Genomic DNA, 21,947 nt, shown 5'->3' on the forward strand with positions numbered 1-21,947 from the left:
CGCAGATACTGTAGCAAAAAAATACAATATTTTGATAACAATTTTTACCTTAATTAGCCTTTCTGACATTTTTATTGGGCTACACTATCAATGTATTTTTATAACTAATGTGAATAATCAAATTATCGATTCAGATAATCCAAAACTATTTTTAAATTAGGATTAATATCATGCCAGCATATAAAGCTCCTTTACATGACATTCGCTTTTTAATGAATGAAGTGTTTGACTACCCTGCACATTACAAAACTTTATCCAACGGCGAACTCGCTGATGCTGACACTGTAGATATGATTCTAGAAGGTGCGGCGGATTTCTGTGAAAACGTACTCTCTCCGATTAACCAATCTGGCGATGAAGAAGGCTGCCATTTTGACAATGGTGAAGTGAAAACCCCAAAAGGTTTTAAAGAAGCCTATGACCAATTTGTCCAAGGCGGTTGGCAAGGGTTGTCTTTCCCTGAAGAGTTTGGTGGTCAGAACCTACCACAATCATTAAACCTGATTAAATCGGAAATGATGGGGACAGCAAACTGGTCATTCCAAATGTACCCAGGCTTAAGTGTGGGTTGTATGAACACCATTTTACAGTTTGGTACAGATGAACAAAAAAATCTGTATATGCCAAACTTAGTGGCGGGGACATGGTCAGGCACCATGTGTTTAACCGAGCCACAATGTGGTACAGATTTAGGTCAAGTCAAAACCAAGGCCGAACCAAATACCGATGGTACCTATAGCATTTCAGGCACCAAAATCTTCATCTCTGCGGGCGAACAAGATTTAACTGAAAACATCATTCATATCGTGCTTGCGCGCCTTCCAGATGCGCCTGCTGGTACCAAAGGAATTTCTCTGTTCATTGTGCCTAAATTCTTGGTGAATGAAGACAGCAGCCTAGGTGAACGCAACCCTGTAAGCTGTGGTTCGATTGAACATAAGATGGGGATTCGTGCCTCTGCAACAGCGGTATTGAACTTTGACAATGCTGTGGGTTATCTGATTGGTGAGCCAAACAAAGGCTTACATGCCATGTTTACCTTTATGAACACGGCACGTATTGGTACGGCCATTCAAGGGATTGCACATGCGGAACTGTCTTTCCAAGGCGCACTACCATATGCCAAAGAACGCATGTCGATGCGTGCCCTTTCAGGCAAGAAAGATCCTGAAAAAGTCGCTGATGCAATTATTCACCATGCCGATGTTCGTCGCATGTTACTGACCCAAAAAGCCATTGCTGAAGGCGGTCGTGCCATGATTTATCATGCTGCACAAATTGCCGATAAAATGGCGGATGCCTTAACACTGGGTGATACAGCCGCTTTTGAAGCAGCCGATGATCATTTAGGTTTTTATACCCCAATTTTAAAAGGTTTTCTGACCGAACTCGGCTTAGAAGCAGCCAACCATGGTATGCAAGTTTATGGTGGTCACGGTTATATTAAAGAATGGGGTATGGAGCAAATTGCACGTGATGCACGTATTGCAACTTTGTATGAAGGTACCACAGGTGTTCAGGCCCTCGATTTAATTGGTCGTAAAGTTTTACTGACCTCTAAAGGTAAAGTGATTCGTGACTATACAGCCGAAATTTTGAAATTCTGTGGTCAACATGCGCGCAACAAATACATGCGCCGTTTTGCGTGGGACTTAACCAAGCTTTGTGCACAGTGGAATACGTTGACTGTCCGCATTATGCTTGCAGCACGTAAAGACCGTGACATCGTATCAAGTGCCTCAGTAGACTTCTTAATGTTCTCGGGCTATGTGATGATGGCTTACTTCTGGGCACAACAAGCGGCGGTGGCTTCTGCCAAACTTGCAGCGGGTGAAGGTCAAGAAACGCCTGAATTCTATAAAGCCAAAATCAAAGTCGCTGACTTCTACTTTGAGCGTTTGTTACCTCGTACACAAGGTCATGCCGAAGCAATGGTCAATCCTTCACGTACCATGACTTCTTTGGCTGCGGAACACTTTAGTTTTGATTACTAAGTAAAAACGAAGAAAAGTATCAGACCGATAAAAAGAGCGCCTAGGTGCTCTTTTTTTTACTTTCAACAGTTCTGCAATGTTTTTAGCCACACATTAAATCAATGCTGATTAGGCACTCAGGACAACAGGCTGTGCTTTAAGACCATTTGACTGAAAGTGTGCCAATAATTTTAGACTCAGCCATTCAGGTTTTGCCAAAGGGATCCAGTGATGACAATCAATACTGTCATAACGCCACGTCCCACTCACCCATTTTTGACTATTGTGCATTTGTGGTTCTAAACAATAACGGTCGGTATAACTCCATAAGCCTAAGGTCGGTACCGTACATTTCGGATGTTTGCGGAATAACTCTTTCGGCAAAGAGGCTCGATAAATATTTAGTGCTGCAACCAATCGTTGAGGCTCTTTAAAACGTTGAGACACCTCAGCCATATTAGGATGGTCATCAAACACTTTCGCAAGCCCCATCTTCATTTTTGTTTTAAGTAAATTTTCACTGCCCATCAATTTAAAATAAAGAATGTACCAAGACGCTTTTAATTGATGCAGATTAGGTTCGGCAAAAGCCCCAGGATGACCGACCGATAAAGCAGTTAAAGTATGGAACCGTTCTGGATGATAACACGCTAAAAACCATGCTGCTGCTGCTCCCCAATCGTGACCCACCACATGCACTTTTGCAATCTGCAACACATTCAGTAAAGCAATATGGTCTTGAATAATCTGTGTCACATTGTAGTCACTTTCACGTTCAGAAATTTCCGAATGACCGCAGCCGAGCGTATCGGGTGCAATACAACGATAGCCCTGCTGACTCAGTAAGTCCATCGACTTTAGCCAGAGCTTTGCGGTGTCTGGAAAACCATGTAAAAACAACACAATCGGACGATCTTGCTGATCTGGATGCGTATCGAGATATGAAAGTTGATAACTACGATGATGAAAGCTAAAGCGTTGAATAGGATGACTCATTTAAACAAACTCCATGTTAAAAAAGACCGTTTCATACTTAGAAAATATTGTTATGTCCTATCGATCTAAGTCTGATTCTATTGGGATCTGCTGATTAAAAAACCATCCAAAAGAATGGTTTGCACAAAATAAATAAGCGTTTAGACACATACTTTTCATATTCAGTTCACGTTTATTCTCCACCGTCCTATATGCTGTCTTTTTAGCATATAGTTGCTCACTCCCTATCGATCAGAGCCTGAATTCCTGTCGTAAATTTCAAAGCTACGAATGCTGAACCCCTTAATAGAAAAATCCATATGAGATATTTATATTCATCCACAAAAAATAAGACCGAGATTGACGTTCAAGTCACCACTGGCCCGACGCCACAATAGCCTGAAAAAGCCCAGCGTGATGCCAATGGCATCTAAAGCAGATCCCAAACCTATTAAAGGATTTAAAGATCTAAGCAAGCCAGACACCAAAGTTGTGGTGATACATGGCACAGGTCAAGGCCACACGATTTTTAAACAATTGGGTTGAAGCAAATTGGTTGAAGCCAATAAGTTTTTTAATTTAGCCCTTTATCCTGATTAAGCAGTCTTAGAGCTAAGTGTTCAAGTTTGAGAGATGAGGTGACAATGAAGCCCTCGATAAGAAAATTGAATAATAAAAAAGAGTGCTACAGCACTCTTGATTTAATACAGTTCAACTATTGAGCCTCAGCCAAAAGTGCCTGTGCAGCCATTTTACCCAAGGTATTCGATGCCAAAGGACTATCTCCTGTAATTAACTTACGGTCTTGAATACACTGTCCCGACATTTCTTTATTGACCACTTCGACTCCCAACTTTTCTAAGCGATCTGCCAGTAACCACGGTAACTCCCCCGGCATATAACCTATGTCTAAGTTTGCCCCTTGATCGAGTGCATCGGGGAAAACACACATTTTATAACCTTTGAAAATATAGTTTTCTGGTGCTTCATTCACAGCCGCTGCCAATAAGCCTGCTGGCCCATGACACAAAGAAATCACAAATTTATCTTTGGCTACCGCCCATTTCAGTAAGGTTTTTAAGTCTTCACTTTCAGGTAGACCAATTAAAGCCCCATGCCCACCGGGAATAAAGACAGCCAAATAGGGAGAGTCTTCACCTAAACTATTTTTCAATACATCTGCAAGTTTTAAAGGCTTTTTAAACTGGGCTAAATATTTTTGGAATGTTGCTGGCACTACAGCATCTTCATGCGGCATCGCCCACATTTCAAGCTTAACGGGATTGCCCGATAAGGTCGCAATATCAATTTGGAAACCTGCACGATCTAAATGATACATCGGCAACAAGGTTTCTACAGGATGATTGCCTGTAGAGAAGAACTTGCCATTTTTCATCAGCAAATAGCGTTCATCACTTGCAATCATCAAAATTTTTTTATGTCCAGTATAAAGTGTCGGATAGTCGGTTCCATCGAAATCAGTTTTACTGGCGGTGTATTGAGAAAGTGAGTAAGGTGAAGGGAAAAAGGCATTATCTTCAGCTAAATCTGGGGTTGGATTACGGTCTTGGCTGGTCTGTGCCATGCTGATTCTCCTTTGTTATTGCTTGGTTATTTTCAATTTTTCGAAACCTAGAGTCCTGTACCACAGCTCATTTATTCAGCATAACAAAGTTTCACAAGGTCTCTGTTGTAAGATGTAAATATACGTTTGTTTTCAGGGCAAGATAAAAAATTGGGCAATAAAAAAACCCCGACATCCTGTCGGGGTTTTTTCGTATTAAGTGCTGAGGTATAACTCCTGTCGTACCTGCGTCCTTGTGCTGATCTTTATTATTATTCTATTGGAGCATCCTGCTCTCTATGCTTCTATATTAGGAAAATCATATGTAGACGTATAGGCGCAAAAAGCGGGAATTGATGTAAGCCAATTCGTACAAAGTCAAAATAATTCACCGTATGAAGCATTTTACCGATGCAGTCAAACTTAGGATATTTAGAAAAATGCGTGGCAGGAATCACAGCTTTATCCAAGCGAGAACTGATTTATATTGCAATATCAGCTAGATTTCATGTCATCTCAATGACATTCAACACATATAAATTCAAAGCATTTTTTAAGTCAGATTAACGAAATCTAGGCGCGTGTAACCACTCTTAATAAACTTACAACTTTGGGCAGACTGCATACCCCAATCGTGCCTTGAGTTTGAATGATTTAAAAGACGGTCAGCTTTTGAATGTTTGTACAACAAAGCTTTTCACGATCAACAAAAAGTCCAATTGGAGTTAAATGCTGCTGGTCAGTAAAACCATCAAAATTTAGCTCTCACTTTCAATAAAAATAAGAGGTTATGCTTAAACTGACGCAGTAATGCTCTGTATTTAAGCTAGAGAAACTCTTCCAAGACCGAATTTAAGAATACATGTCCTTGCTCGGTACATGCCAAACGGTTTATATCATCCGACATCAATTTTCGACTGCGGAGAGAGTCTAGAGTTTCAGCCAAACCATCCAGATTCAAACCTGTACGCTGTGCATAATTTTCGGCAGCAACGCCTGCATTTAAACGCAGAGCATTCATCATAAACTCAAACGGCAATTCATCGGCTGCAATCTGCTTAAACTGCACATGCTCTGCAGGGACTTTGGCTAAATAATCTTTAGGTAAACGGGTTTTCTGAAAACGGTACACGCCATCTGGCTGGGTAACTTTGGCATGTGCGCCTGCCCCAATCGCCAAGTAATCACCAAATTGCCAATAATTCAAATTATGTGCCGAAGGTAATTCTTTACGCCATGCCGAAACTTCATAGTTAATAAAGCCTTGTGCTTTTAAATAGGCTTCACCTTGAGCCTGAATCTCTTCCAGTACATCATCCACAGGTAAAATCGGTTGGGTTCTAAAGAATACTGTGTTCGGTTCAATGGTCAGTTGATACCATGAAATATGCGTTGCACCATTGTCTACCGCGAGCTGCAAATCCAATAAGGCTTGTTCTAAAGTCTGCTCAGGCAAACCATGCATGAGGTCGACATTAATTCGCTGAAAGCCAGCATCACGCGCCAAACCAATCGCTGAAATCGCATCGGCATTGCTGTGAATTCGTCCCAACTTGGTTAAATGTTCAGTGTTAAAACTTTGAACCCCAATCGAGAGGCGATTAATTCCTGCTGTTAAATAATCGGCAAAAGGATCATGCTCTACTGTACCCGGATTGGCTTCTAAAGTTATTTCACAATCGACCTTAAAAGGCAGCAAGGCTTTTAATTGGCTAAATAACCATTGATAACCTTGTGCAGAAATCAGCGAGGGCGTACCACCGCCAATAAATACGCTATGAATGGCTCGACCTTGAGCAAATTCAACTTGGGTCTTAAAGTCCTCAACCAAAGCCTGTAAATACTGTTGCTCCAAATCCAAAGACAGTTTGCCATCTGGCACCGCATGCGAATTAAAGTCGCAATACGGACACTTACGCACACACCAAGGCATGTGAATATATAAAGACAAGGGAATATTTTCAGGATGTAAATCAGTCAAGGAAAAGACTCTAAAGCACAACGGTAATCTTGCATATTTTAACATGACTGCATCAAGACACTTATGAAATCTGTGTGTATTTGGATTAGACTGATAAAAAGACAAGAAGAATGAATGGTTTAAAATGATGAAAATATCGAGCCAGTTGCTGTTTTTCTTACCGCTTGCATTCGGTATTGGCATTGCCATGACCTTTCAAACCGCAATTAACAGCCAATTAAGAGAACATTTGCATTCACCACTTCAAGCAGCATTGTTGTCATTTGCTGTAGGGACAATGGTCCTAGCCCTGTTGGTACTGTTGCAACCCGTACCTAAACCCAATTTACAAGATTTTTCCAGTATTCCTGGATACCTATGGCTGGGTGGATGCTTAGGGGTTTATGCCATCAGTATAAGCATCTATACTGCACCTAAATTAGGTTTTCTTACGTTCTCAGGGTTGGTCATTTTTGGTCAAATCCTGACGTCGATGATTTTTGACCATTTCGGTCTACTTGGTACCGACAAAACGCCTGTGAATTGGCAGCGTTTACTTGGTGGCGTCGTAATTTTTATTGGTGTGCTTCTCACTTTACAACGCTAAATTTATTCTGACCAAGCACATAATGAAGATGAGTAATTTTTGTGTCGAATGTCATATCTACCCGCTATGAATTAAAACAACTTTTCCATTTAATGTTACCCATTTTGGTGACGCAATTTGCCCAAGCTGGTTTGGGTCTGATTGATACCATTATGGCAGGACATTTATCGCCAAACGATTTAGCCTCTATTGCTGTTGCAGTTGGTCTTTGGATTCCTGTCATGCTGCTGTTTAGTGGCATCATGATTGCGACCACACCTTTGGTGGCGGAAGCCAAAGGTGCTCGTACACCTGAAAAAATTGCCATCATTGCCCGACAGTCTTTATGGGTCGCATTTATTTTGGGAACCATTGCAGGACTTGTTTTACAAGTTATGCCGTTTTTACTGCCACTGTTTGGTGTACCTGAAAGCCTGCAACCCAAAGCCAGCCTGTTTTTACATGCGATTGGTTTTGGTATGCCTGCTGTGACTATGTATGCGGCGCTGCGCGGCTATTCAGAAGCTTTAGGCTATCCACGACCTGTCACTGCTATTAGCCTTCTAGCTTTAGTCGCACTGATTCCGCTGAACTTTGTGTTTATGTATGGCTTAGGACCTGTGCCCGAATTGGGCAGTGCAGGCTGTGGCTTTGCAACGGCCATTTTGCAATGGCTCATGTTCCTGACTCTTGCCACCTATATTTTTAAAAGCAGTGCGTATAAAACCACACAAGTCTTTGCTTTATGGGAAAAGATAAACCCTTACTGGATCAAACGTATTTTAAAATTGGGGTTACCGATTGGCTTGGCCATTTTCTTTGAAGTCAGTATTTTCAGTACCGCAGCCATTATTCTCAGTCCATTGGGCGATACCATTGTCGCCGCCCATCAAATTGCGATCTCGATTACCTCACAATTGTTTATGATTCCAATGTCCTTGGCGATTGCTCTCACCATCCGCGTGGGAACCTATTATGGTGAGAAAAACTGGGCAGCCATGCGGAAAGTCCAAAAACTCGGACTGGCAACAGGAACCGTTTTGGCGCTGATGACCATGCTACTGCTCTGGGTGTTTCGCGCTGAAATTATTGCGATTTATACGTCGGACTATGGTGTTGCACAAATTGCGATGTATTTGGTTTTGTTTGCAATTGCCTACCAACTCATGGATGCATGGCAAGTCAGTGCTGCGGGCTGTTTGCGTGGTATGCAAGACACCAAAGGTCCAATGTGGATCACCATGATTGCCTATTGGGTGGTGGCCTTTCCCGTGGGTATTTATTTGGCACGCTTTACCGCCATGCAAGCAGCTGGCGTATGGGTAGGCTTGATTGTCGGTTTAAGTATTGCTTGTGTGCTGTTGCTCAGCCGTTTATATCTCAATAATCACCGCCTCAAACAGTCGGCTTAATCAATGCCTGTGTTCCCTTGTAGCTCGAATGCAAGGGAATACACGTGCCTATTTTAGGCCTATCAATTGACCTGTTCATACGCCACACCATTTTGATGATCCCATTTATCTTTTTTCATCCTGCGATGATCTCAATTGATGAAATGCTTTTTGGCATTTTTCACTCAACAATAACCATAAAAATTGCTGATTTAAACCAAATTTCTAAGCATCTACACGCATTTTTAACAATTTAAAATAGGCAAACTGGGTTTTAACGCCTATGATCAAAAACACTCAAGACCGAGATCTTTCCGAGGAACACTGCATGGCCAAAACGGCTCGTACACCTGGTCGTCGCTTTATGAAACTTGCCAGTATGACTGCAAGTATTGCCACCAAAACCGTGTCCAATTCGATTAGAAACTTTAATGCCGATGAAGAACAAAAAAATGCGGCACGTAGCCAGTTGTTTCAAGATATAGGCATTCAAATTGCGGATACCCTCGGTGAGATGAAAGGTGCCGTGATGAAAGTCGGTCAGATTGCCTCACAATATAAAGATATTTTTCCGCCTGAAGTTGCACGTGCTATTGCCAAACTGCAACGCCAAGCCCCAGCCATGCCATTTGCCGAAATCAAAAAACAACTCGAAAAAGAACTGGGCAAACCTTTAGATCAAATCTTTAAACACTTTGATGAACAGCCCTTTGCCGCTGCTTCAATTGGTCAAGTGCATAAAGCCATCTTACCGCATGGTGAACAAGTGGTGGTAAAGGTGCAATATCCAGGGGTGGATGAAGCCTGTGAGAGTGACTTGAAACAAGTTCGACTGGCATTACGCCTTATGGGAGTATTAAAGGTCGATCGCAAATTGCAGGACCGTTTATTTCAGGAAATTCAAACCAGCTTAGACAACGAATTGAATTACCAGATTGAAGCGCAGAATTTAGAAGTCGCACGTACCTTCCACGAGAAGCTCGACAGTAAAATTATTATTCCCAAAGTCTATCCCGATTACTCTTCACGGCATGTCCTGACCTTAAGCCTAGAAGTTGGTGACAGTATTGAAACTGCCAGCACATGGTCACAACAGACCCGCAATGAATTAGGTCGACGTTTACTGCGCGCGATTGGGCAGGAAATTTTCTATCTAAAACGCTTTCACTGTGACCCACATCCGGGCAACTTCGCTTTTCGTGAAGATGGCTGCGTGATTATTTATGATTACGGCGGTGTGAAAGTGTTGTCTAATGAAATCGTGCATCATTTCAAACAATTAATCCAAGCCGCACGTCGACAGGATATTTCCGAAATTGAACAGCAACTGAATGCCTTACATGCCATTGCTGAACAAGGAAAATTCCCTGAACCGCTGTATAAAGCGTGGTTAGAAGTATTGATGCGCCCACTGACGACACATTATGATTTTGCAGAAAATTCAGCGCATCATGATGGCATGGAACTGGTGAAATCATCACTGAAATATTGGGATGTGTTTAAACCTTCTCCTGATACCTTAATGGTCAATCGCACCGTGTCTGGACATTATTGGAATCTCATTCATTTAAAAGTGAATGACAATTTAAATGATGTTTTTGAAGCACTTGTCCCTTCGCCACATATCGAATAAAACTCCAAAAAAGACCAATAGCAATATCGGTCTTTTTATTTGGATTATTTATGTTATATTATAACATACCAATTAAGATTCAATAAGGAGTTTAACCATGCGTCCAAATATTCATCCCGAATATCGTGAAGTGCTGTTCCATGATACCAATGCCGATGCGTATTTTATTATTGGAAGTACCATGCATACAGCGCAGCAAAAAGACTATCAGGGACAAGTATATCCTTATGTCAGCTTAGATATTTCTAGCGCCTCACATCCGTTTTATACAGGTGAAGTGCGTCAAGCCAGCAATGAAGGTCGCGTTGCCAGCTTCAATAAACGTTTTGCACGTTTTCAACGGAATCATTAAAAATTAATCTTAATTTAAGTTTGACGTTCTAGACTACAACTATTCAGAAGTCTAAGTCCCCTATCCTCCACTTAGACTTCTTTTTTTATGCTTAAGTTTTAAGCTGCAATAAATAAGAAAAAATAACATAGCCCACAGCCAGAAAAATCACCCCAAGAATGACACTTGAAACGGCATAGCCAATTGCCCACAGGGCTTGTCCTTCGCGCAATAAATTAAAGGTTTCTAATCCGAAGCTGGAAAATGTGGTAAAGCCACCTAAAATGCCCACCATCAAAAATAAACGCGCATTGTTCTGTAAAGTCGGATATTGCTGACTAAAGGCAAAAAATACACCTGCCAAAAAACAACCCAGCAAGTTAATACACCACGTCGCCCACGGAAAGGTCGAACTGGTTTTAATGAAATAACTGCCCAAACCATAACGAGAAACAGCACCGATTGCACCACCCAGTGCCACTAATAGCCAATTCATGCTTACATGATCTACATTAAATAAACCCTGTTATCCTCCTCTCATCGCGTATTGTCAACGCTGATCCTTGTAAGATAAGAACATAACCCATATAAAAAACATCCGAATTTAGGCAAAATTTGCTATAGTCAGAAGCTATTTTCTACTGTGTTTGAGGACATTATGGCTCAGGACTTACTGGCACAATTACAATCAGGTGAAGCTAAATTTGCAGATGTATTGGCTTATATCGAAGCACGTTATAGCCATAGCCCAACGGCGTTCAAAAATGGACAACACAGCAATGCTGCAACTGAAAACCAAGGCAGTGCCAAAGTCTTTTCTTTTGCCAAGCTAAATGATTTAAATCCTGAGCAAACCTTGTCTTTATTTGCAGAACACTATGCTGCAGTATTGGCTACGCCTGAAGCAACAGATCATCAGAACATTCGCCAATTTATGCAAAATGGCTGGGCGGGCATTGAGTTTGATGGGCAAGCGTTAACTGCAAAATAATTGCACATTCATCTGCAAAAGCACTGTTCAAATTTGTCCTTCACTTCACAATGAAATAAAGATTGAACAGTGCCCTAACCAATTCAATTATGCTTTGACTTTTTCAATCCAAACAATCGATTTCACCCGAAACAACTCACACGCACCATCGCCCGTATCTGTGGGTGTTAAAGATGAGCGCCAAACCAGATCTTTGTCTTTAATCTCGACCAAATCACCCTGCAAGCGCACCAAATCTCCTCGTTTAACTTTCTGAATTTGCTGTGCAACCTGCGGATTGGCAGGAATAATATGCATATTCGACACCATTTGCATGGCTTGTACTGTCGACACAGGGACTTTATCCATTTTCCAATTTAGGTAACGGTCATATTGATTGACTGAAATATGACGGGCTATTTCAGGTTCTGCAAACAACCCCCAACTGACCGCATAATCAATCGGTGAAAACTTGGCTTGTTCATCATCGCTATAGGCTTTAGACCCCAAAATTCGGAAATCCCCCTTAAACGGCTGCAACACAGAAATCGATTGATCTTTAGCAATCGGTGCCAAACCCTTGGCAATATTATATTCAATCGAAGATGCCATTGAGCCTGTACTTAACATACTCAAACCCAATAATGACAGTGCAATGAGTCGAATGTTCATGGCTACCTCTTGCAATACATTTAAACCTGTTCTAGTGTCAATCTTACGCCTGAACCCAAGCTTAAAATTTGCAGAATTGGTAACAATATAGAAGAGTTTGGTCACAACCACCCAATTCAACCGCTATTTAGAGTGAACAGATACCGCCATGCTTTATCAGTTTTATCAACAACAGATTTTCCCTCACCTGCTCAATCAGGTCATGCAAACGCCCAGTTTAATGGATAAGCGGCGCGAGCTTTTGCTACCCGTTGCAGGTGAAGTACTCGAAATTGGCTTTGGGACAGGCATCAATTTACCGTTTTATCAAAATGTAGATTTACTCTACGCCCTCGAGCCGAATCAAGATATTTTTAAATTGGCATCAAGCCGAATTTTTGCAAGTGATATCGAAGTGCAGCATTTACAAGCCCGTGCGGAACATATTCCCTTAGCCGATCACTCTATCGACCATGTGGTGAGCACGTGGACCTTGTGTAGCGTAAAACGACTGGACCAAGTCTTGCAAGAAATTCAACGCGTACTCAAACCCAATGGTACGCTGCATTTGGTCGAGCATGTGCTCAATACTGAGAAAAAAAGCATACGCCAATTACAACATCTGATTACGCCTATTCAAAAACGTTTGGCAGATGGTTGTCGCTTAAATCGTAATATTGAACTGGCATTACTCAAAGCTGGTTTTAGCCTGACCCAATATGACTATTTTTATGCCGAAGGTATTCCCCAAATTGGGCAGCAAATGTTGTTGGCACATGTACAAAAAGCTTCGGCTTCTTAAATGTCAGTCGTACAATATTTGAGGTGTTGCGTTAGCTATCTTCAAAGTCAATCCGAATGGTCTCAAAACGAATTCGACCCTGCTGAATGGCTTGTGCAATCGCTTGCTGACCTTTGGTTAAGCGCGCACCGCCACTTTTAATATCAATCAGTACAATCTCAATATCATCGACTTTACCTTGCCCATCACGCAAATCGGTATAACCATCAAAAACCACATAATCTACAGGATCGCCTAAAAACTTGGCATCACTGGGTAAGTATTGAAATTCGGGTAAAATGGGCGCAAATTGTTCCGCCATTTTGCCTTTTAACACCGCACGACTGGTATTCACACTGCGTTTTTGTGCATTGATTAATGCTTGCTGATGTTCCAGTTGTAACTCCGCAATATATCGCTCATATTCAGCTTTAATTTTACCGTTACGGGTTTGACTTAAAATTAATGTCGTTAGTACAACACCAATACATGCCCCTATCAGCATAGCCATCCAAATCGACATGCATTCTTCCTAACTTCAAATAAATTTTGACTTACAACTTTTGTTCTGTGCCCTAATCTTCGCACAAAAGAATGATATGCTAGGACTGAACAAAATTAAATCTTTAGGGTCATGAAAACAATTTTAATTGCCAATCAGAAAGGGGGTTGTGGGAAAACTATCACAGCGATTAGTCTTGCCGCAGCATTAGCACAAAAAGGCTATAAAGTTGCTCTGGCCGATGCTGACAATCAGAAATCGGCACGTCAGTGGCTGAAACAACGCCCTGAAAGTGCTGCCAACATTCAAAGTCTGGATTGGCGTCAGGACAAATCCGTCGGAGAAAGTCCTAAACATATTGAGTATCTGGTGATTGATGCACCAGGTGCATTATCAGACAGTCAGGCTGAACAACTGATCAGTGAAGCCCATACAATTATCACACCATTGCAGCCTTCATTTTTCGATATTGACAGTACCCGTCGTTTCTTAAAACATTTACAAGAGATCAAGCGGATTCGTAAAGGTAAAGTGCAGATTTTACTGTTGGCCAACCGCGTTAAAGCCAATACCTCGGGTTCAAAAGAAATTCAGGATTTTTTCAGCAAAATTGAACAACAACCTGTCGCATGGATTTCAGAACGTACCGCTTATGGGCAACTGGCTATGCAAGGTTTAACTGTATTTGATAAATCTCAGAAAAACTATTTAACCCTGCAAAGCCAATGGCAGCCTGTATTGAATGCCATTATTGATGATCCAAGTGAGTGGTTCTGATTTTTCAGGATAATACGGCCCCCATCGAGATTATGTGAAACTTACCGAGCACTCATTTTCGAGTGTGCTGTTTTCGGTTAAGATGAGTTTGACCCTTAATATTGATCAGTGAAGATAGTGCAACAATACGCGCCTACAATACAGAAAGTCTTGTTATTTGGATTGTTTTTTATCCTGATGTTTTTGGGCTTTCATGTGCTCAAATACTTTATTGTGCCTGTACTGTGGGCCACGATTATTGCCTATATGACTTGGCCCCTATACCAGTCCATTTACCGTTCCTGTGGTCAACGCTCTACCCTTAGCGCAACACTGATGATCTTATTCATTATTTTGGTGATTGGTATTCCACTCACCTTTGCCATTTTTATTTTGCAGCATGAGGGACGTAATCTCTATTACGAGCTACAAAAACAAGTTTTTTCTGGGCATTTTAATGTGCCTCAATTTATCCGTGACCTCCCTGTGATTGGTAAAGAAGTTACGCGTACTCTTAAAGAATTAAATCAAGATCCAAACAGCATTATTCAGAATATTTCCAATTGGATTCAAGGTCATCTGAATTATGGCAAATTTCTATTGAATGAAATTAGTAAAAATATTATTAAACTGTGTTTCGCCATCATGTCGCTGTTTTTCTTTTACCGTGATGGACAAACCATTTTAAATCAGGTTAGTAAAGCGCTTGAAATGGTCATTGGTCCACGCGTACACCATTATATTGATACCATCTCTGAAACCACACGCGCTGTGGTCTATGGCGTGGGTTTAACTGCTGTTGCACAGTCATTTTTAGCAGGTCTGAGCTATTTGGTTGCAGGTGTGCCGAATCCAATGGTACTGACCATTATTACCTTCTTACTGGCACTCATTCCCTTCGGTCCTCCTTTGGCCTATACCTCTGTTGCCCTCTGGCTGTTTGCTCAGGGACAAACCATTGAAGCGATTGGTGTTATGGCGTGGGGGGTCTGTATTGTGAGTACTGCGGACAATGTCATTCGTCCTTTGGTCATTTCTGGCGCAACCCAAATTCCATTCTTACTCATTATGTTTGGGGTGTTGGGTGGTATTGCCAGCTTCGGTTTGGTCGGACTCTTTATTGGCCCCGTAATTTTAGCGGTGTTGCTCGCCATTTGGCGTGAATGGCTACATGAAACCCATGAAGATGAAGCACTGATCATGCCTAAAGCAACTCTCGCCTATGATCTGGATAATGACTTTGATCCCCCCAAAGATCCTCCTCAATAAGATCTCATCTTAAAGCCAGTGGTATGCCAACTGGCTTTTTTATTGATGAAACTCATACATTCCCAAACTCAATCAATACTTTATTCATGCTGAATCTCTGATTAAATAGTGATCACTTACAGATATCACAGAATAAGGAATATCGATGCGAACTTCTTACTTCAATACTGGGGTACTTTCACTATGTACTGCTCTGCTGATTGCAGGTTGTAGCACAACACCACCCCAATCCACATCCAATGTGCGTACAGTTCAATTAAATAGTGTTTCTGCCCAAGGCATTGGTGCTTCGGTCGGGACCGTGACCTTACAAGACAGCCCAGTCGGCTTAATCATTCAAACGCAGTTAACCAACCTGCCTGCTGGCCCTCATGGCTTCCATATCCATGAAAAAGGCTCCTGTGAACCTGCTGAAAAAGACGGAAAAATGGTGGCAGGTTTAGCTGCGGGCGGACATTACAATCCAACGCAAGTCGCCCACGGAACCCCAATGACGGGTCATCTGGGCGATTTACCCGTGTTACATGTAAATTCTGCTGGACAATCGCAACTCAAACTGATTGCACCACGCTTAAAACTGGCAGATGTTCAAGGGCATGCCTTGATGATTCATGCAGGTAGTGATAATTATGCCGATCAACCTAAACCTTTCGGCGGTGGTGGAGAACGCATTGCCTGTGGTGTCATTTAAGTCCAACTGTGGATAAGTTCCGGGTTATACACAATGCCGTACAAAGCCTAAATGTACTGTTGATAAACCAAAACTTATCCACAATTCTGTCCTACACATGCCTTATTCAATAAGAATTTTCACTTTAACTGCGGTCTCTTCATACAGAGCCGCCGCTTAAAGCAAAACGAAAAGATCAATCAAGAATTGACAGCTAGACTAAAAAAGGTCAGGCTCATTGAAAACGATAACATTCTATAAAGAACAACATTGTGAATCCTTTACGTCAGTTTCTGCGTCCTTTTTTCTCCAATTCAATTTGGGTCTATTGCCTACAAATATTGATTGTGTTGACAGGAACAACATTGGGTTTGTTCTATGCAGGCCATCAACTGCTTATCGTTCCCGTAACGCTAGGTGCAATTGCTGCCGCACTGACCGATTTTGATGATCGACTCAGTATTCGCCTACGTAATCTGCTCTATGTCTGTATTTTATTTTTTAGTGTCAGCAGCATTCTCGAATTTCTCGCCCCGTATAAATTGCTGTTTATTTTGTATTTGTCTTTATCCAGTGCCTTCCTGATTTTGATGGGTGCACTGGGACAACGCTATGCTGCCATTTCCTTTGGCACCATTTTACTGTCGATTTACACCATGTTCGGACTGAGTGAATATCACGCATGGTATCAACAGCCCAGTTATTTTGTCTTGGGGGCAATCTGGTACGGACTCAGTTCTATTTTGTTTTATTTACTCAAACCCACTCAGGCTGTACAAGATAATTTAGCGCAAAGCTTTCAGCAACTGTCTACATTACTTCAAGCGAAAGCACGACTGTTTGATCCCGATAATATTGATAATGTTGAAACGCTACTGTTTGATGTTTCACAACAAAATGCACAAGTGGTACAACGCTTAAATCACTGTAAGGCTTCATTACTCACGCGATTAAAAGCCTCACGTGCCAATCAAAAAACGATTTATTGGCTCAATCTATATTTTCTGGCGCAAGACATTCACGAGCAAGCCACCTCGAATTATTTGCACTATGAAAATCTTCATCGCAACTTTAGCCGCACCGATTTGATTTTTCGGATTCAAAAGAATATTCGTTTGCAAGCCAATTCCTGTCAAAAATTGGCGGAATGTATATTGCAGCAACAGGCTTTTGAAATGGACTCGACACATGCCTCGGCTTTGCAATACCTAGAAGATTCCATGCATCATTGGATTTTAGATCATCCACACAATATTGAAGTGAAAAACTTGACCTTGGTCCTGCGAAATTTACGTAATGTCCAAGAACAATTTTCCAATTTAGCCATTGAACAAGACCACTACCAACAACATTATTCTGCACATCAAGACAATTTAAATCTGCTAGATGATGACATTCATGGCATACCTGATTTGTGGCTTAAACTGCGCCAGCATTTAACCCCACAATCTGCCCTGTTTCGGCATGCCGTGCGTATTGCCTTTGTCTTTGCTGCTGGATACGCCTTGTCCTTATTGCCTTTTGCCAAAAATGGCTATTGGATTTTACTGACCAGTTTATTTGTCTGTCAGATCAGTTATTTTGCCACCAAAAGTCGTTTAAAGCTCAGAACCCTCGGCACATTACTGGGGGTCATTTTAGGTGTTCCACTCTTATACTTTGTCCCCAGTATTGAAGGACAACTAATCCTCACCATTTTATCAGGGGTGGCTTTTTTCTATTTACGCTCGCAAAAATATGCGATTGCTACTCTCATGGCAACCTTAATGGTGCTGTTGATTTTTAATCTGAAGGGTGCGGGTTATGACATCATTTTTCCACGCATTATTGATACCTTACTCGGCTGTTTCATTGCATGGTTTGCGGTCAGCAGCATTTGGCCTGACTGGAATTTTCGCAACATTTCTAAAAATATTCTCAACAGCAACCAAGCAACTTTGGATTATTTCACCGCGATTGTGGAGCAATATCAACAGGGCAAAAATAACAGTATGGCTTATCGCAAGGCGCGGCGCTTAGCGCATAATGCACAAATTGAACTCTCCAACATGATTTCAAGCCTAAGCACTGAACCACAGCCAAATCCTGAACTGATTCAACATGCCTTTCGCTATTTGGTCTACAGCCATAGCCAACTCAGCTACATTGCTGCTTTGGGCAGCCATCGTGAGCAGGTCCAAGATCCAAAAATTCTTGAGCTGATGCAATGGTGCTTGCAGACCTTAAATAGCAGCTTGATCCAACAACAAGTTTTAAACCCGCAACTGATACAAAACAAACTGGATGAAATTCAGCAGATCAGCAACGAAACAGAGCTATCTGAACATTGGCAATTGGTACTCAAGCAAATGAGTCTGTTACTCGAAACCTTACCTGAATTATTAAGGCTAAAACAACGCTTATTGGCATTAGAGATTAAATGAATATAAATTATGCAAAGTACCCAAAACCTTGTACGCCTATTGATAATGGACAGCCACTCACAGCATGCAAAGTTTTATCAATTGCACCCATTTTTTATGTATAAAGATTCACCCGTTTCCGCTAGAATCGAGATTCATTCTCAATTTTATTGTTTTGAATATGACTATTAAAACCTTACGTATTGTTGGTTTTCTGGAAGGCTTATCTTTCCTACTTCTCCTGTTTATTGCTATGCCTTTGAAATATATTTGGGGCAATCCAATCTTAGTGAAATTCGTCGGAATGGGACATGGCATTCTGTTTATTCTATTTTTGGCCGTGCTATTTGTGGTCTGCGAAAAACAGAAATGGTCGATTAAAATGTTCATTCTGGGCTTTATCGCCTCAATTTTACCCTTCGGCCCCTTTGTTTTTGATCACAAATTAAAGAAATTTGAATCTTAAGCAATGCCATTTTCACAGCATCCAAGTGAATCAAACAGGCAGATATTTGCCTGTTTGAACAAAAAATTTTAAGCGAATTAAAACTCGCCTTTGGCTTTACGTTCCAATAAGATTTGCTGCAATATGCGTCTAGGGAAACTAAACCACAATGCAATTAAAGTGAAACACGCCAAGCCATAGGCCAGTAAATGGTACTGTTCATAAAGAATACGCACCCCTTCAATAATAAAAAAGAAACTGAACATCAATAGCATCGACACCGCCGCGGCGACAGTTCCTTTAGAAACTTCCGAAGACATCAGAGCAAAACGATACAGTACTGAAAAACTAATGCCTTCTCCAAAGCTAATTAAAGTCATACCGACAATTAAGCAAATGAGAAAATAATCACGCCAAACAACACCCGCCAGAATCAGCAACGTACCCAACAGCATAATCGGTAAACCCATCATCACTGTTTTGCCCAAAGCCAGTCGATCAATAATTTTAATCAACACCAGATTGCCTGCGATTAATCCACCTAGCACAGGAAATTGCGCCAGACCATATTGCAAACTACTCAGTCCCAGCTCTTCTATCAACATGACTGGCGAAAGTGCAATCCACAACATTAACGGCATACTCACCATCGGTAATGCCAAGGTTAAACCAAGAAAACGTTGATTTTGATAGACTCGTTTAAAGTCTGAAAAAATATAGCGTAATGGCTGTTTCACCACGGCTGGTTGTGTTGCAGGCATTTTGGCTTTTAAACCAAACCAACTTAGAAATGCCAATAATGCAATCCCAATAAAGCCCCAATGCCATGACACATGGTCAATCAAGAAAGCTCCTAAAACAGGACCGAGCAAAGGTGCAAGTAAGGAAATATTGGCCATCAGTGCCATGACTTTAATGGCATCGCGTTCTTCAAAGGTTTCCTGAATAGCGGCATAACCCACAGCAGAAATCACGGTTAATCCAATGCCTTGTAAAAAGCGCAGGGCAAGAAATTGCTCAATATTGTGGGTGAGTAAAATCAGTAAACAACAGACGCTAAAAAACAGTACGCCTGTTAACAATACTTTTTTCCGCCCTAATCGATCTGATAAGGGACCTAAGAGCCATGCAACACAGGCTCCACCCAACAGATAAAAAGACATGGATGATGGTGCCCAACTGCTGCTGACACCAAATTCTTTGGTGATGGCTAGCATGGCGGGTTGGACTAAATCATTTCCGATATAGACGGAAAATTCGAACAGCACCAAAGCTAAAGGAAACATTAGCGTGGCACGGTTCAATGGGGTTGTTTGAACTTTTTGCATTTTTTCTACAGATCATTATGGTCTGATCTAGACTGGAAGCTATTTTTGGGAGATAAGCGTCAGCCCAATGACCAGCACTGAGAGATTTATTTAAATTACGTTTTTTTTGAATGCGCTAAGCTTTAGCGGCTTAATACACCGTATTCACAAGGTGTCTAAGACAGTTTAAGTAATTTCAGTTGTGAGATTTTTATCACTCAAGCTAGTACACCCACTAGGTCAAGTAGGTGTAGTTTAGCAGTTTAGGTATTTGGAATTGTAATTTTTTACATTAAGCAAAAGATCGAAATTTTAATTAAGCAATTTGTTGGCTCTCAGATTCAATAAATCTAACTTCAGGATTTTCTTTGAATTGTAGCCACTTATTTTTCATCCATTGCTCAACTTTATCTTTGCCTAAAATTGCCAATAAATTATTTAATAATGAAAATTTTGCAGGCTTATTAAAATAATAAACTGTTACGCGTACATTACGATCTATGTCATCATTTAAGCTAAAGATATCTATAATATAATCCTTATCCGATACATCTAGTGAATGCCCCCAGATATAAAAATTTAGATCAAGACTGCTTTCTTGTGAAATTGACTTAGCCCTAGCAGCTTTCACTCTAATTTCGTTCAATGCATTTGCACTAAGTAATTTAAGATTCTCTTCAAGGACACGCTTATTTCTCTCAATAAAATTTTTATATTCATCCAAAAAAAGATAATCAGTATCTTTAAAAAGCTTTTGCTGATATTTGGTAAATCCATACGCTTTTACTTTTTTTAAGGATTCACTCTCTAAATCAGAAACACCCAGAACAATATTTTGATGTTCCCCGCAACTACCATGTAAGTATTCTACAGCTACAGAATCATGGAGTCGTTGGTAGGTATTGGTATAATTAAATGAGAAAATTTTATCAGGATAGGACCACTCAGCATGAATATCGATTATTTTGCTTTGGGAGAGTTGACCTACAATAATTTCCAAATATAGGTTAAAGATTTCTATAAATTCTTCTAATTGCTTATAAGTAAATTCTAAAAATGAAGATGGATTCATTCCATTTTTGTCATTTCTTCCATAACAAAATTGAGTATTGAATCCTTTATGCATTCCCTTATTTTCAAATATATGAAAGCTATCTAAAACCAAAATATTTCTTTTACCTACAGTATTCTCAAACGTTCTGAGAGGGAAAGCATATTCTGATTTTCCATTTATTTGCTCAATGAAAGGGATCACATTTACAAAACTTAATAACACTTCTTCAATTTTTTGTTCAAAATCGATCCATGTTTTAATGTCATTTACATGCTTTTTAAAATATTGATACCAACAGTTTAATTTCAAACGATATTGAAGCTTTAAAACATCTTTTGCACTAAGTTCAATCTCATTAGTCAAATAACACTCTTTGGTTTTTTCAATAAATTCAGGGTCTAGTGTTTGCGAAAACAGCTCATCAAAACTCATCTGATAATTAAATTGCGATCCCCCTTCTCTTTCATGAAAATTTTTATCAATCTCAATTATCCATTCATCGACTGTATGAATCGATAAATCTTTTGCTTTTTCACCCGTGTTCTTTTTCTCAATGGACCCCATCACATCCATAAAGTGATCATACTTAGTCGGCAAATAATGCGACAAATCGAAACCATTCCCCACAATTAAAATATTCATTTTTATAAAGTCCAAAATAAAAAAAGCGCATCACTTGATACGCTTTTTATGAAGCAAAACAGCCTAATTTTCAACCATAAATCAA

Annotated in this window: 21 protein-coding genes; 13 read left to right on the top strand and 8 right to left on the bottom strand. The window is 40.6% G+C overall.

The window, feature by feature from the left end; genetic code table 11:
• The first annotated feature begins 170 nt into the window (after positions 1 to 170).
• Positions 171 to 1,994 carry an acyl-CoA dehydrogenase C-terminal domain-containing protein gene (locus tag E0H82_RS10350; protein WP_131264540.1) on the top strand — a complete coding sequence of 608 codons (1,824 nt, stop codon included), beginning with the start codon at positions 171 to 173 and terminating at the stop codon, positions 1,992 to 1,994.
• A 108-nt stretch (positions 1,995 to 2,102) separates the two neighbouring features.
• Here the strand turns inward: E0H82_RS10350 and E0H82_RS10355 are convergent, their stop codons facing one another.
• Positions 2,103 to 2,969 (bottom strand): alpha/beta fold hydrolase, encoded by an 867-nt coding sequence (locus tag E0H82_RS10355; RefSeq protein ID WP_131264541.1) that lies wholly within the window; start codon positions 2,967 to 2,969, stop codon positions 2,103 to 2,105.
• A gap of 339 nt (positions 2,970 to 3,308) precedes the next feature.
• Here E0H82_RS10355 and E0H82_RS10360 point away from each other — a divergent pair, with 339 nt between their 5' ends.
• A complete protein-coding gene (locus E0H82_RS10360) occupies positions 3,309 to 3,494 on the top strand; it encodes a hypothetical protein (protein ID WP_131264542.1) in 186 nt (61 codons plus the stop codon).
• A 169-nt stretch (positions 3,495 to 3,663) separates the two neighbouring features.
• Here E0H82_RS10360 and hchA read toward each other — a convergent pair whose 3' ends face one another.
• Positions 3,664 to 4,533, bottom strand: a complete 870-nt coding sequence (gene hchA / locus E0H82_RS10365) for a glyoxalase III HchA (protein ID WP_131264543.1) — start codon at positions 4,531 to 4,533, stop codon at positions 3,664 to 3,666.
• An 805-nt stretch (positions 4,534 to 5,338) separates the two neighbouring features.
• Positions 5,339 to 6,538, bottom strand: coding sequence for a radical SAM family heme chaperone HemW (hemW, locus tag E0H82_RS10370; protein ID WP_416224498.1), 1,200 nt, complete (start codon positions 6,536 to 6,538; stop codon positions 5,339 to 5,341).
• Between the two features lie 79 nt (positions 6,539 to 6,617).
• Here hemW and E0H82_RS10375 point away from each other — a divergent pair, with 79 nt between their 5' ends.
• The 4 genes from E0H82_RS10375 (at position 6,618) to E0H82_RS10390 (ending at position 10,434) form a co-directional block, all read left to right on the top strand.
• Complete coding sequence (locus E0H82_RS10375; protein WP_131264545.1) at positions 6,618 to 7,079, top strand: DMT family transporter; 462 nt, start codon at positions 6,618 to 6,620, stop codon at positions 7,077 to 7,079.
• A gap of 92 nt (positions 7,080 to 7,171) precedes the next feature.
• Positions 7,172 to 8,470, top strand: a complete 1,299-nt coding sequence (locus tag E0H82_RS10380) for an MATE family efflux transporter (protein WP_323052914.1) — start codon at positions 7,172 to 7,174, stop codon at positions 8,468 to 8,470.
• Positions 8,471 to 8,777: 307 nt separating this feature from the next.
• The gene (locus E0H82_RS10385; protein ID WP_131264547.1) at positions 8,778 to 10,082 is read left to right on the top strand and encodes an ABC1 kinase family protein; all 1,305 of its coding nucleotides are present in this window, start codon (positions 8,778 to 8,780) and stop codon (positions 10,080 to 10,082) included.
• Positions 10,083 to 10,179: 97 nt separating this feature from the next.
• A complete protein-coding gene (locus tag E0H82_RS10390; RefSeq protein ID WP_131264548.1) occupies positions 10,180 to 10,434 on the top strand; it encodes a type B 50S ribosomal protein L31 in 255 nt (84 codons plus the stop codon).
• Between the two features lie 91 nt (positions 10,435 to 10,525).
• Here E0H82_RS10390 and crcB read toward each other — a convergent pair whose 3' ends face one another.
• Positions 10,526 to 10,909, bottom strand: coding sequence for a fluoride efflux transporter CrcB (gene crcB, locus E0H82_RS10395; protein WP_131264549.1), 384 nt, complete (start codon positions 10,907 to 10,909; stop codon positions 10,526 to 10,528).
• Positions 10,910 to 11,071: 162 nt separating this feature from the next.
• Here crcB and E0H82_RS10400 point away from each other — a divergent pair, with 162 nt between their 5' ends.
• Positions 11,072 to 11,404 carry a HopJ type III effector protein gene (locus E0H82_RS10400; RefSeq protein ID WP_131264550.1) on the top strand — a complete coding sequence of 111 codons (333 nt, stop codon included), beginning with the start codon at positions 11,072 to 11,074 and terminating at the stop codon, positions 11,402 to 11,404.
• Between the two features lie 87 nt (positions 11,405 to 11,491).
• Here E0H82_RS10400 and E0H82_RS10405 read toward each other — a convergent pair whose 3' ends face one another.
• The gene (locus tag E0H82_RS10405) at positions 11,492 to 12,013 is read right to left on the bottom strand and encodes a hypothetical protein (RefSeq protein ID WP_228258651.1); all 522 of its coding nucleotides are present in this window, start codon (positions 12,011 to 12,013) and stop codon (positions 11,492 to 11,494) included.
• A gap of 190 nt (positions 12,014 to 12,203) precedes the next feature.
• On the opposite strand from E0H82_RS10405, the gene E0H82_RS10410 reads away from it, so the two are divergent.
• Entirely contained in the window at positions 12,204 to 12,836 is a 633-nt protein-coding gene (locus tag E0H82_RS10410) for a class I SAM-dependent methyltransferase (protein ID WP_131264552.1), read from the top strand.
• 31 nt (positions 12,837 to 12,867) lie between these two features.
• Here the strand turns inward: E0H82_RS10410 and E0H82_RS10415 are convergent, their stop codons facing one another.
• Positions 12,868 to 13,338 carry a Holliday junction resolvase-like protein gene (locus tag E0H82_RS10415; protein WP_116761046.1) on the bottom strand — a complete coding sequence of 157 codons (471 nt, stop codon included), beginning with the start codon at positions 13,336 to 13,338 and terminating at the stop codon, positions 12,868 to 12,870.
• 111 nt (positions 13,339 to 13,449) lie between these two features.
• Here E0H82_RS10415 and E0H82_RS10420 point away from each other — a divergent pair, with 111 nt between their 5' ends.
• The 5 genes from E0H82_RS10420 (at position 13,450) to E0H82_RS10440 (ending at position 18,880) form a co-directional block, all read left to right on the top strand.
• The gene (locus E0H82_RS10420; protein ID WP_131264553.1) at positions 13,450 to 14,094 is read left to right on the top strand and encodes a ParA family protein; all 645 of its coding nucleotides are present in this window, start codon (positions 13,450 to 13,452) and stop codon (positions 14,092 to 14,094) included.
• Positions 14,095 to 14,211: 117 nt separating this feature from the next.
• Complete coding sequence (locus E0H82_RS10425) at positions 14,212 to 15,342, top strand: AI-2E family transporter (RefSeq protein ID WP_131264554.1); 1,131 nt, start codon at positions 14,212 to 14,214, stop codon at positions 15,340 to 15,342.
• A 145-nt stretch (positions 15,343 to 15,487) separates the two neighbouring features.
• Positions 15,488 to 16,033: a superoxide dismutase family protein gene (sodC, locus tag E0H82_RS10430; RefSeq protein WP_131264555.1), complete on the top strand. Its 546-nt coding sequence runs from the start codon at positions 15,488 to 15,490 to the stop codon at positions 16,031 to 16,033.
• A 251-nt stretch (positions 16,034 to 16,284) separates the two neighbouring features.
• Entirely contained in the window at positions 16,285 to 18,435 is a 2,151-nt protein-coding gene (gene yccS / locus E0H82_RS10435) for a YccS family putative transporter (protein WP_131264556.1), read from the top strand.
• Positions 18,436 to 18,595: 160 nt separating this feature from the next.
• Positions 18,596 to 18,880, top strand: a complete 285-nt coding sequence (locus E0H82_RS10440) for a DUF3817 domain-containing protein (protein ID WP_131264557.1) — start codon at positions 18,596 to 18,598, stop codon at positions 18,878 to 18,880.
• A 77-nt stretch (positions 18,881 to 18,957) separates the two neighbouring features.
• On the opposite strand, the gene E0H82_RS10445 is transcribed toward E0H82_RS10440, so the two are convergent.
• A complete protein-coding gene (locus E0H82_RS10445; RefSeq protein ID WP_131264559.1) occupies positions 18,958 to 20,187 on the bottom strand; it encodes an MFS transporter in 1,230 nt (409 codons plus the stop codon).
• A gap of 295 nt (positions 20,188 to 20,482) precedes the next feature.
• Complete coding sequence (locus tag E0H82_RS10450; RefSeq protein WP_131264561.1) at positions 20,483 to 21,862, bottom strand: AbiH family protein; 1,380 nt, start codon at positions 21,860 to 21,862, stop codon at positions 20,483 to 20,485.
• Positions 21,863 to 21,947 lie beyond the last annotated feature (85 nt).

The sequence above is a fragment of the Acinetobacter sp. ANC 4910 genome (assembly GCF_004331035.1).
Classification (GTDB): domain Bacteria; phylum Pseudomonadota; class Gammaproteobacteria; order Pseudomonadales; family Moraxellaceae; genus Acinetobacter.

Bases quoted from the DNA above. Each gene is read 5' to 3' on its own strand.
- E0H82_RS10350 (WP_131264540.1), top strand. From the start codon at position 171: ATGCCAGCATATAAAGCTCCTTTACATGACATTCGCTTTTTAATGAAT.
- E0H82_RS10355 (WP_131264541.1), bottom strand. From the start codon at position 2,969: ATGAGTCATCCTATTCAACGCTTTAGCTTTCATCATCGTAGTTATCAA.
- hchA (WP_131264543.1), bottom strand. From the start codon at position 4,533: ATGGCACAGACCAGCCAAGACCGTAATCCAACCCCAGATTTAGCTGAA.
- hemW (WP_416224498.1), bottom strand. From the start codon at position 6,538: ATGTTAAAATATGCAAGATTACCGTTGTGCTTTAGAGTCTTTTCCTTG.
- E0H82_RS10375 (WP_131264545.1), top strand. From the start codon at position 6,618: ATGATGAAAATATCGAGCCAGTTGCTGTTTTTCTTACCGCTTGCATTC.
- E0H82_RS10380 (WP_323052914.1), top strand. From the start codon at position 7,172: ATGTTACCCATTTTGGTGACGCAATTTGCCCAAGCTGGTTTGGGTCTG.
- E0H82_RS10385 (WP_131264547.1), top strand. From the start codon at position 8,778: ATGGCCAAAACGGCTCGTACACCTGGTCGTCGCTTTATGAAACTTGCC.
- E0H82_RS10390 (WP_131264548.1), top strand. From the start codon at position 10,180: ATGCGTCCAAATATTCATCCCGAATATCGTGAAGTGCTGTTCCATGAT.
- crcB (WP_131264549.1), bottom strand. From the start codon at position 10,909: ATGAATTGGCTATTAGTGGCACTGGGTGGTGCAATCGGTGCTGTTTCT.
- E0H82_RS10400 (WP_131264550.1), top strand. From the start codon at position 11,072: ATGGCTCAGGACTTACTGGCACAATTACAATCAGGTGAAGCTAAATTT.
- E0H82_RS10405 (WP_228258651.1), bottom strand. From the start codon at position 12,013: ATGTTAAGTACAGGCTCAATGGCATCTTCGATTGAATATAATATTGCC.
- E0H82_RS10410 (WP_131264552.1), top strand. From the start codon at position 12,204: ATGCTTTATCAGTTTTATCAACAACAGATTTTCCCTCACCTGCTCAAT.
- E0H82_RS10415 (WP_116761046.1), bottom strand. From the start codon at position 13,338: ATGTCGATTTGGATGGCTATGCTGATAGGGGCATGTATTGGTGTTGTA.
- E0H82_RS10420 (WP_131264553.1), top strand. From the start codon at position 13,450: ATGAAAACAATTTTAATTGCCAATCAGAAAGGGGGTTGTGGGAAAACT.
- sodC (WP_131264555.1), top strand. From the start codon at position 15,488: ATGCGAACTTCTTACTTCAATACTGGGGTACTTTCACTATGTACTGCT.
- E0H82_RS10440 (WP_131264557.1), top strand. From the start codon at position 18,596: ATGACTATTAAAACCTTACGTATTGTTGGTTTTCTGGAAGGCTTATCT.
- E0H82_RS10445 (WP_131264559.1), bottom strand. From the start codon at position 20,187: ATGCAAAAAGTTCAAACAACCCCATTGAACCGTGCCACGCTAATGTTT.
- E0H82_RS10450 (WP_131264561.1), bottom strand. From the start codon at position 21,862: ATGAATATTTTAATTGTGGGGAATGGTTTCGATTTGTCGCATTATTTG.